The organism is bacterium, from assembly GCA_030247525.1.
In the GTDB taxonomy this organism is placed as follows: Bacteria; Electryoneota; JAOADG01; order JAOADG01; family JAOADG01; genus JAOTSC01.
The window spans coordinates 1-11,744 of the sequence record JAOTSC010000104.1 but is presented as its reverse complement, the minus strand read 5'-3'; the positions used below and the strand labels follow the sequence as shown (position 1 = coordinate 11,744).

The 11,744-nt window shown below is 49.4% G+C and carries 7 protein-coding genes; all 7 read left to right on the top strand.

All coding sequences use genetic code 11. The annotated features are described in order from the left end of the window. Positions 1–293 (top strand): hypothetical protein (locus OEM52_10185; protein ID MDK9700499.1); only part of this gene is annotated, 293 nt, incomplete at its 5' end. Next, entirely contained in the window at positions 293–1,249 is a 957-nt protein-coding gene (locus OEM52_10180; GenBank protein MDK9700498.1) for an acetyl-CoA carboxylase carboxyltransferase subunit alpha, read from the top strand. The genes OEM52_10185 and OEM52_10180, both read left to right, overlap by 1 nt. Further along, positions 1,242–1,691: an acyl-CoA thioesterase gene (locus tag OEM52_10175; GenBank protein ID MDK9700497.1), complete on the top strand. Its 450-nt coding sequence runs from the start codon at positions 1,242–1,244 to the stop codon at positions 1,689–1,691. The genes OEM52_10180 and OEM52_10175 overlap by 8 nt, the downstream gene beginning before the upstream one ends. A gap of 160 nt (positions 1,692–1,851) precedes the next feature. Further along, positions 1,852–5,721, top strand: a complete 3,870-nt coding sequence (gene porU / locus OEM52_10170; protein MDK9700496.1) for a type IX secretion system sortase PorU — start codon at positions 1,852–1,854, stop codon at positions 5,719–5,721. A 110-nt stretch (positions 5,722–5,831) separates the two neighbouring features. After that, on the top strand, positions 5,832–6,881 hold the full coding sequence (locus tag OEM52_10165) for a PorV/PorQ family protein (protein ID MDK9700495.1): 1,050 nt from the start codon (positions 5,832–5,834) through the stop codon (positions 6,879–6,881). A 19-nt stretch (positions 6,882–6,900) separates the two neighbouring features. Then, a complete protein-coding gene (locus OEM52_10160; GenBank protein ID MDK9700494.1) occupies positions 6,901–9,975 on the top strand; it encodes a hypothetical protein in 3,075 nt (1,024 codons plus the stop codon). After that, on the top strand, positions 9,972–11,744 hold a 1,773-nt coding region (locus OEM52_10155), incomplete at its 3' end, for a biopolymer transporter Tol (GenBank protein ID MDK9700493.1). The genes OEM52_10160 and OEM52_10155, both read left to right, overlap by 4 nt.

Genomic DNA, 11,744 nt, shown 5'->3' with positions numbered 1-11,744 from the left:
ACCGTAATGATGTGGTAAATTTAAGTTTCGGATTCGATCCATTGGGATCAACAGACGACCTCGAACGAATCATCGAGGACGAACACATATCCGATGTCTTTTTCTCCACCGGGGGAGCCAGTTATGCGGAAATATTCGCAATTGCGAACCGATTGGCTTCGTTAGGTGTGCATTTTAAAGTTCTGTCGGCAGATGCGCCCAGCTCTGCGCTACCGTTGTTTGGAGTCGATTGGAAATCTCCCCTCGGATGGCGGGGTACCGTACGGGCGTTGAAACGACGCTGGAGGAAGTAATGGAAGTATTACTCGATTTTGAAAAGAAGATTGCAGAATTCGAACAGGAAATCGAAAGCATCCGGAATAACAACCGTCTCGACGACGAAGACAAAGCCCCGGTAATCAAGAAGCTCGAAGAGAAACTTCGGGGCGAGATGGAAAAAACGTTCGGCAATCTATCCCGTTGGCAAAAGGTGCAGTTGGCTCGACACCCTCGCCGTCCCTACTCATTGGACTACATCAATCGATGGGACACTACATTCTACGAATTGAATGGTGACCGTGGTTTCCGCAATGACCGTGCTATTGTTAGTGGGCTCTGTAAAATCGACGGTATCAACGTCATGGTGATTGCGCAGCAAAAAGGACGCGGAACCAAGGAAAACCTATTACGCAATTTCGGAATGGCGCATCCTGAAGGTTACCGGAAAGCGTTACGTTTGATGAAAGTTGCCGACCGTTTTGGAATCCCGGTTGTGACGCTACTCGATACGCCCGGTGCTTATCCCGGTATCGGAGCAGAAGAACGTGGACAAGCCGAATCCATCGCCCGCAATTTATTCGATATGGTGAATTTAAAGACGCCTACTTTGACATGTATCATTGGGGAAGGTGGTTCGGGCGGCGCTTTGGCGTTAGCAGTAACCGATCGTGTCGTAATGATGGAGTATGCCGTCTATTCTGTGATTTCACCCGAAGGATGCGCGGCAATTCTTTATCGCGATGCAAGTCAGGCGGAACGTGCCGCTGAGAATTTGAAGATAACAGCAACTGACCTCAAGAAACTTGGCATCATCGACGAAATCGTACCCGAACCGCTTGGCGGAGCTCATCGCGATTTCGATGCCGCAGCAAAGAGTCTGGAAACAGTTATCGGACGCAACCTCCGTGAGTTGATGGCGATACCTACCCCCGACTGGCGTGAAATGCGGGTCGAGAAGTATTCGAAGATGGGAGTCTTCACTGTTGATTGATCGATGGAAGGTCATTACTCCCGTTCGCGCCCGTTATGCCGATACTGACAAAATGGGTGTAGTCTATTACGGCAGGTACATGGAGCTCTTTGAAGTCGGACGCACCGAGTGGATTCGTACTTGTTGGCGACCATATGTCGAAGTGGAGCGGGAAGGTGTATTCCTGCCGGTTGTACACGCTGCGGCGACCTATCGGAAAAGTTTTTTTTACGATGATTTGATTCAAGTCGCCGCCTTTCCCATCGGATACACCAACACCCGCATCCGGTTTGGCTATGAGCTTTGCGGTAATGCCGAAGATGAAATTCGGGTGACTGGTGTCACGGAGCATGCGTTTATCGATGAGAACGGGAAACTGGTACGGTTACCAGAGGGATTGTTAGGATTACTAAAAGACCGGGTACCGAATGTGATTCCTCCGCTCTTCCATAAACCCGCTTGACAATTCCGTACAACCGATATACATTGCGAATGCAAAACAGGAGATTGATTTAGCAACTTGTAACCGAACGATAGTTTGACGATACCAGACGCCGAGATGTATGGGGCGGTTTTGTTGCCGGACTATGGGTTCGGTTTTTCGTTTGTTGAGGATTCTGTTCATGTGGTTGCTGAGTCTGATTTTACTGTTTGCCAGTGCCCTCTCTGCACTGTCTGCCCCGCTAACTTCCGGGCAGAAAGCTCCACTTGCTCGCACCGTTCTACATACCTCTCAAGCAAACCTGCTTTCTTTTACATTGTCCGATGAAGTTACAGCCGCGCAGTTTTCTAATGGCGAATGGTTACTCACGCCAAAAACCGGAACATTTTTGACAGATCATAACGGTTTCCGCCATCCTGTGTATATCGAATGGATTGCGATTCCCCCCGGACATCGTGCTGAATTAGTTGCGGTTAGACCACTTGAACAACGCTCGTTCAATGGTTCATTAGCCAGAGTAACAAAGATTCCCACCGAAGCTATTGACCGTTTAGATACACCCGATCGATGGGGAACGCTTGATTTCGAAACGACGCTGTTGGGAAGCCGCGCAGTCCGCTTGGTCATCAATGCCGCAGTAAATGCCAATGAGCGAATTCTTACATCCAGTCGATGGCAGGTCGAAATTCGCTTTCTTCCGGATGTAACAAAGGCCAATGAACCAGCAACTTGTCAAGCACCGCTCCCCGATTATGTTGTAAACAAAGCGGCAGCCGACAATTGGCGGCAAGTGCGTGTAGCCTCCCAGCGTTCGATCTTTTCGACGAATGCGTTGCCCACCGACGCTCTTTACCGCATCACAACCAACAATGAAGGCATTACAGTTGTCACTGGCGAAGACTTGCAACGAGTAGGAGTTAACTTATCAAGTATTGATGTAACGACTCTAAAGCTGTACGGTTCCTCGGCAAAACCACTTTCTGAATCGCTTACGGCAGCAGTTCCAGAAAACTGGATCGAATTGGCGATTCTGGTTGAGGACGGTGGCGATAATATATTCGATGCAAACGATCGTGTATTGTTTTTTGGTGAGAAATCCAGCGGATGGGCAAGCGGAAACGGTGGCAGTTACGCCCATTGGTTGTCCCCCTACACAACATCGGCAACCTACTTTCTAACGTTAGACCGGAGTGGTACTGCCGGAAAGCGGATGGCACGAATCGATAACGCCGGCTCGGAAACCGCGTTACCAAATGCCATTGGTCGTGTTTTTCTCGAAGACGATATCAGCATCTATAATGATAGCTCTTTCCCCGGTTCCGGAACCCGGTGGGTCGGGCAGTTGTTCAGTGGAAATATCGAGCGCGGATTTACGATTCCGTTAACTGGCGCAATTACCTCATCACCGCTGTCTCTCATAACCCGATGGTTATCGCTTACCAATTCCACTCAACCAACTAACATTGTGTTTTCATGGAATGGAACGCCGTTCGATACAGTTTTCGCGTTATCGGGATACTACTCTACCAGCATTCCGGCGAGTATTTTGCGCGAAGGAAACAATTCATTATTTGTGCGGAAATCTGGTGATGCTTCGTTCTATATCGATTGGATCGAAGCAGAGTACACCCGCGATTGGGCAATGCGCAGTAACCGCTTAATCGCAGAAACCAGTATCGGTTCCCGATATCGGGTATCGCTTTCTAATGCAGTGAATCCCTATGTGTTTGAAGTGCGCGACAGAGAGAATGTGCGTTGGATTCGAAGTACCACCTTTGCCGATTCCGGCACGAAACGGTATTTTGCCGCCGAAGAAGCCGGTTTCTTTCGAGTACAATCATTGTCTCCTGTTACATTGGGTGGAACCGGATACACTGATCTTCGTAGTTCTTCGCTGCAAGCCGACTATATTTTATTGTATCAAGACGACTATGAAGCTCAAGCGCAGCGGCTTGCCCAATATCGCCGCGAGCACAACAACGTGAGCGTTGTAACAGTTCGCATTCAAGATGTTTTCGATCAGTTTGCCTCCGGAAATCTCGATCCGGTAGCGATTCGAAATTTCCTTCGCTATGCTTTCCAATCGTGGCAACGCCCTGCGCCGGCGTATGTTCTGTTCATGGGCGATGGCGACTATGATTACCGGGGAATCGTACAGCCTCATACCAAACGTCCGATTCCCAGTTACCAAATCTATGGCACCTGTACCGACGATTTTTATGTCCGCTTCGGTTCACAGTACAATCCCCCGGAACTGGTAACTGCGCGGCTTCCCTTGCAATCTCCGCAATTGATCGACAATTGGATCGATAAACTGATACAATATGAGACTGCTCCACCGGCGGGACAGTGGCGCAATAAATTCGTGTTATGTGCTGACGATGAGTACGGCGACGGCGCTCGTTACGCATCGTGGGAAACCACACATACAATGGCATCCGAAGCACTCGATCAATCGATACTACCACCCTATCTCGAACGGGTAAAAATATATTTGATCGAATACCCCGGCTACTATGATCCGATACAAGTGGCGAATCTGAAGCCCGACGCGACTGCAGCGTTAATCACCGAACTGGAACGCGGAGCATTAATCGTGAATTGGATCGGTCATGGGAATCCGAGGGTGTGGGCGCACGAGCAACTCCTTCGAGAGAGCCGCGATCTCTCCCAAATCAAGACCGGTGGCAAATTACCGCTCTGGCTTGCCTTCACTTGCGATTGGGCATATTGGGACGATCCTGAGTTACAAAGCTTTCCGGAAAAACTCTTAGGCCTCAATGAGAATGGAGCTATCGGAGTAATTGCCGCGACCCGTTTAACCGGGCCGGAAGCGAATGAGCGGTTGGCGGAACAATATTTTGTCGCTCAGTTCGATACGACATTCCAACCTCGACGCACAATTGCCACGGCATTAATGATTGCTAAAGCCCGAGCTGGAAATTTAACAAATTCCAGTTACTACCATTCAATGTGCGACCCGCTTACCCGTTTGTCGATTGCAGATCGTGCCGCGTGGGTCGATTCGATTCAACCGTCGCCATTAGTTCCCATGGCAGCAGGTTCCGTAGTCGGGAAAGTAGGTCCGCAAACCGGCACCCTTGACCCGACTGCTGACGGTACTGTGAATATCTCGATTCGTGGTGCGCGGGTGGCCCGTTCCCATCTTTGGGGTAGCGATTCTCGAACTTCGCCATACACGTACTACAAGCCAGGTCGTTTGTTATTCCGCGGGTCGGCAAGCATTACGAACGGCGAGTTTCATGCACCTGTGATGTTACCGCTCGATGCCACCTACGGCGATTCCAATGCGACTGCATTAATCTATGCAAGTGGGGAGTGGGGAAGCGCTGCCGGTTATAAACCAGCGGTGTCGACTGCGCTGGAACCAGCGACAGTCAACGATTCCATCGGGCCAGTAATCAAATTGTATTTGAATTCGCGGGAGTATAAGAACGGCGATGTGGTCGACAACACTCCGGTTTTAATTGCCGACATCTCCGATTCCAGCGGTGTTAACTTGACCGGTGAGTTGGGTCACCGCATCTTAGCCACCATCGATGCTAAAGTATTGGATTATACCGAGCAGTTCGCATATGCTGTCAACGATTTAACCAAGGGGACATTGGAGACTCCGTTGAATCCGCTTGCTCCCGGAAAGCACACAATTTCCCTACAGGTGTTCGACGGTGCAAATAATCCCAGTTTCGCAGAGATCGATTTCGAAGTTGTTAATTCTTCGTCGGGAGTCGCACTTAAGAATCCTTTGAATTATCCGAATCCAGTCGAAAAGAACTCAATCTTCACTTTTGAGAGTACGGCATCCGGTTCGGGAACTATCGATATATACTCTGTACACGGAACAAGGATTCGTTCCTTTGGACCGTTTCCAGTGTCAGTTGGTTACAATTCCCCACCCGATGCGCAATGGGATGCCCGCGACCGAGACGGTGTTGAAGTTGCCAACGGGGCGTATCTGTGGAAAGTGAAGATTACTTCAACCGATGGTCGGTCGGCTTACGTAATAGGAAGAGCAGCCGTTTTGCGTTGACATTTTTCGAGATAGCTATAGAGTATCTCGTTGTACTCGTACTAAGTTTTAACAACAGAGCCAATTGGCTTAGCAATAATACAACTGATTTCCTTTTCGGGGAGGATACAATGAAGAAAATAATCATATTCGGTTTAGCCGGATGTCTCATGCTGCTTGCCAGCACACATCCTGCAGAGGCTGCCGTATCGGAATCGGCCGTACTCTTCCTTAAAATATCGCCCGGCGGTCGCTATGGCGGTATGGGAGAAGCGGGGGTCGCATTAACCGACGACGCCTCGGCGACATGGTGGAATCCGGCAGGCCTCGGTTTCCAGAACCAACGTCAAATCACCATGATGCATGCGAACTGGCTGCCACAATTCCACTTGCCGGATTTGTACTATGATTTCATCTCCTATGTCCACACGGTACCGGAGTTGGGAACATTTGGTGCAAACGTCATTTTCTTGAATCTCGGTACCTCGACCCGTACCGATGAACAAGGCAATGAGCAGGGTACCTTCTCCACCTATGAAGGTGCTCTATCCGGTTCTTATGGCACCCAGATCAATAAAAATACTGCATTGGGTATCAGCGCCCGTTTTATATACTCGCACTTATCCGATCGGGGAGCTGGCGCTGAAAAAGGTTCGGGCGTTGCTACCGGCGTTGGTGTCGACATCGGTGTCTTGCACAAGATGACGATGATCAAAGGTCTTCAACTGGGTGCAAACATCTCGAATTTGGGTCCGAAAATTTCCTATATCGATGCCGCCCAAGCTGATCCAATTCCCACCAACCTCAAAATGGGTTTTGCCTATCACGTTCTCGACAGTGAATTCAACAAACTGACGGTGCTGGGTGACATTGACAAGGAATTGGTTCGCAAGAAGCCGGATGGTACATCCGATCCATTCTATGTGGCGCTTGTGAGCAGTTGGTTCGACGAACCGTTGTTACAGGAAATGATTTATCACGTCGGTACGGAATATTGGTATACCAATTTGGTCGGTCTCCGGATGGGTTACTGGAATGACCAACAAGGAAAAGTGAAGCCGTTGACCTTTGGCGCGTCGCTACAATACTCGGTGTATCGGTTTGACTTCAGTTATGTCTCAGCCGGTGAAGGACACCCCTTGACTGACACGATGCGATTTTCCTTGTCGATTGGACTATAAACGCAAGTTAGGATACTGAATGCGTAACGATTGGCGAATCGCGGTTACAGCTATTCTCATCGGAGTTACAACTCTGATGGCGTATGCTGCACGCCCGGTTTTCAAAGGGATTGCCGGTACCGGTCGCGATCCGATGTCGGTGCAAGCGCTGCCTGATACACTGCGGATTCTGGCGATTCGGGTGGATTTTCCGCGCGACACATTGTCAACGACGACCGGCGACGGTGGTTTCGATTTCGGTGCGCGGGAAGGCCGAAAAATCGATCCACCGCCCCACGACAGTCTCTATTTCCAAGAGCAGATGACGTTCGTTCATAACTATTTCCACCAAGTATCTGATGGAAAACTATCGATACAAGCGGATATTTATCCTGCTGGTTATCGTTCCGCCTACCGGATGCCGGAACCGGTGTGGCATTACCATCCCGACCCATCCGATAACGAACGCACCAATCTCTTATTGACCCAGCTCTGGAAAACCGCGTGGGATAGCGCTGACGCTGATACAGCAGTTTCGTTTTACGATACTTTGGCTGCTCGTAATCGCTATGATTTATATGTTATGATTCATGCCGGAGCGGGAAACGAATACGATCTTGGTTACGATGAAACCCCGTTTGACATTCCGAGTGGTTTCATCACCAATTCCGATTTACGGAAATACTTGAACATCAACGATCCGCTTGGCTTACCGGTTCGCAACGGTTCTTTCCACATTCCGCGCGGGGCAATCCTCCCCGAAATGTCCTCGCAGAAAGTGGGAACCGAGTGGGTCGATATCGGTGTCGGTGGCTTGTATTCCTTGTTAATCGGACATGCAATCGGTTTGCCTTTTCTATATGACACCGAGGAAGGCACTTCGCGGATTGGGCGTTGGTCGCTCATGGATCGCGGCTTCGGTACATTCTTCGGCATCCTCCCGGGATACCCCGATGCTTGGTCGCGCGTGAAAATGGGGTGGTCGATTGCTACGCCTTGTCCCGATAGCGGATTGGTGCAAATACGAATTCCGCAAGCCGATACAATTGTCGCGCCCGATGTAATTCGTATCCCCGGCGCCGGCGAAGAGTATTTTTTAGCGGAAGCGCGCAATCGCGACCCCGATTCACTTGATTACACCTATGTCTATGATTCTCGTGGCAGACGAGCGAAACTCACCAACCAATACGAAATCGAGCTCGACGATTCCATTCGCGATTCGTTCGGGGTGATTGTTCGTGCCGATAATTACGAATTCGATACCCCCGGCAGCGGTATCTTGATTTGGCGAATCAACCAAGCGGAAGAGCGTCGCCGTGAAGCGATGGGAACACCGCTACAGACCGGATCAGCGCCTTATGTGGTTAAACTGATTGAAGCCGACGGGGCGGAAGACATCGGACAGGAATACGGATTCTTCTCTGCCGGTTACGGTACCGAGACCGGCTCTCCCTATGATGCCTTTTTCGCCGGAAACGATGAGTGGTCGCGGGCGAACAATGGCAACACCAATGTTCAATACGACCGTTATCGCATTCCTCGCGCTGAGTTAACGAACCGAGCTCCGGTGCCGTTTATTCTCCATTCCTTTTCGCGTCCCGGTCGCTTAATGTCATTCCAGTATGCGAATGAGCCGATTATTCCCGGTGAACGTCGATTGCGCATTCCCCCTTCTGCGACGCCGGTTACAATGCTTCCATTTGATGCGAACTTTGACGGTCGTGAGGAAATCTGGATTGCGAGCGGTAGTAACATCTTCGCAGTATCCGATTCGGGAAGCTGGTTGGGAACTCATCCTGTTTCGTTTGTTCACACCGACTCAATTACTGCTGCAGTAGTCGATTCAATGACTGCTTATGCGTTAGAGACAACTCCCGTGAGTGCTGCAGCGATTGAGAATGTTACGATCGGTTTGGATGCGATGGATGTCCCTCATCTGTTGATGATGCGCGCATTACCGAGCGATTCGTTACAACACTCTTTGGAAGCGTATCGGGTCTTGCATACTTCCAATCGATTTGCAGTGGAACGTATCGGAACCCGGCAAATTGCATTTCCTTATGCGGTACCGGGCAACCTGCAATTTGACGATGTTGATTGTCGCTGGTATGTGAATTCGTTCAATTTCAGTCTGGAATTATCGCTTGACTTAGATAGTGTGTTCACGACAGCGTTACCGCCTGCCAATACGATGCGTTTTCTGAATTACGAACACCTGCTTCAAACTTATCCGATTCCCTCGGAGTATCGGTCGAATCCGTCCGCGCTGAATTTTAAACCTGTCGGAGTCGCGTCGACGTTTGTCGGAATTAATCGCCAGTTGTTTGTAAAAAATCCCATCGGAACATGGCGCGAAATTCCTCTCATGAATCTCCATTCGCCATTACACGGTGTCGCTTGGACTACGGAGAACTTAGCTGTATTGGATGATCAAAATTGGTGGCTGGTGGGTAAAGACGGTGTCCAGACCGATTTTCCCCGTCGTCTCCCATCAAATTCGATTCCGGTATCGATGGTTGCAGGAGCCAACGTCAACGATGAACCAATTCTCTGGTACGGCACGCAATCCGGGGAATTGTACTCGTTGAATAAACGAACCCGCGATGACCGTTATCCCATCGCAATCGGTTCCTTATCGGTCGATGGTCTGGTGTTGCTATCCGACTCATCGACTTCAACCAGCCGGAAACATGTAGTTGCAGTATCTCGTGATGGCGGTATCTACATCGCCCCGATTCCAAACAACGAACTTTCGCAAATCACTTGGGCTTGTCCAAACGGTTCGGCATCCGGGATTCCCAAGTATTACTCCGAACAGACTTGGTCGACTACGTTTGGTAGCGGGATTTCCTATTCATTTGTTTGGCCGAATCCGATTCGTGATGGTATCGGATACGTCCGGCTCGGTATCAGTAGTGCGAATGCATCCGCAACGAAAGTGAATGTGTACGACTTAGATGGGGAACGTGTGGCAACCTTGACAAATCCCTACCCGGTCGAAGGTGGCGGTTTTGAATATAAATGGAATGCGAATGTTGAGCGCGGGATGTATCTGATTCGAGTAGAAACTCCTGGAACACCAGTGAAACTTATCAAAGCGGCGGTGATTAAATGACACCGTACGCCATATCATTGTTTTTCAATACAAGAATATTCCGTATCGTCTTGTTGCTCTTGTCAATGGTCTTTGTATTGGCAAAGGTGTCAACTGCTCAGGTTACTCCCTTCAATCACTCCGGATTAAAATGGCGGACGATGGAAGGGCAGTTTCATGTCCTTCACTATCACGTCGGTTCCGAACGTACTGCCCGCGAGATATTGAACATTGCCGATGCTGTCCATCCGCAATTAGTCGAGTTGTATCACTATACCCCCGATACGAAAGTACACTGGGTGGTATACGATACCGACGATTATGCGAATGGAGCGACGTACTACCTTAATAATAAAATCATCATCTGGGCACCAGCGCTCGATTTTGAGTTCCGTGGTTCGCACCATTGGCTCCGAAATGTTGTCACTCACGAATATGCCCACATGATTCAGCTTGGCGCGGCTCGCAAATGGTCGCGCGAAATTCCCGGTATCTATACCCAAGTGATCGATTACGAGAAAGAATCGCGCCCCGATGTATTGTATGGGTTTCCGAATCGCATCATTAGCTATCCGGTGATTAATACGGTTGTACCCCATTGGTTCGCCGAAGGGACTGCCCAATCGATGCGAAAAGGGATGAATTTCGACTATCGCGATAGTCATCGGGAAATGCTCTTGCGTACTCGTTCCTTAACCGGAAACCTATTGACCCTCGATGAAATGGGCGTCTTCGAGAAAAATAGTCTCGGCGGAGAACTGGTTTACAACCAAGGGTTCTCGCTCGTACAATACATCTCTGACCGTTATGGTGAAGCGTCATTTCGAAAATTATCCGAAGCGATGGCAAAGCCGATGACTTGGACATTAGATGGCGCTTGTCGAAACGCCTTGGGAGTCTCCGCACGAGAATTGTATAACGATTGGTCGCGGACTCTAAAGGAAACTTATTCACAGCGTACTACCACGATTCGCGCTAATGAAGTCAATGGACGGTTATTAGAGGAAGATGGATTTGGAAATCTCTACCCACGTTGGTCAAACGATGGTAAAAATATCTATTTCGTATCCAACAAAGAGAAGGATTTCTTCGGCGGCTCAAAAGTCGTAAAATACGATGTCGAGAGTGGTAAGAAAGATAAATTGTTTGTTACATCAGCGCCATTCGCGATTCATCCCAACGACAGTGCAATCGTCTACTCTCACCAACCGCTAACCAAAGACCAGCGTCGTTTAAACGATTTATACTGGTACAACATACAGAAAAAGAAGTCGTATCGGTTAACCTATGAAGCGCGGGTACAGCAACCCGACATTTCTTCTGATGGAAATTCGATAGTAGCGATTACTCAGAGTGATGGTACCTCAAATCTCATTCTGATTGAGCTGCCCGATTTGGTGATGAAGGATATTCCCCGTAAATCGCCGTTGCCGAGTCGCACTCTAACGAACTATACTAACGGTGAGCAGGTTTCTCAACCACGATTTTCGCCCGATGGTAAATCAATTCTCTTCTCGCTCGTTACCGATGAAAACCGTGATTTGATAATGTTGGATGTTGCTTCCGGTAAAACGGAGTTACTGCGGGAAAGTCGGTGGGACGACCGCAATGCGGCATGGTCGCGCGATGGAAAATGGATTTATTTCACCAGCGATTCAACAGGCATCTGGAATGTCTATCGAATGTCTTCCGACCGCACCACAATCGAACCGGTAACCAATGTCGTTGGAGGAGCGCTCTTCGGGGAACCGTCGCCTGATGGTACAGAACTCGCCTTCTCACGCTATGAG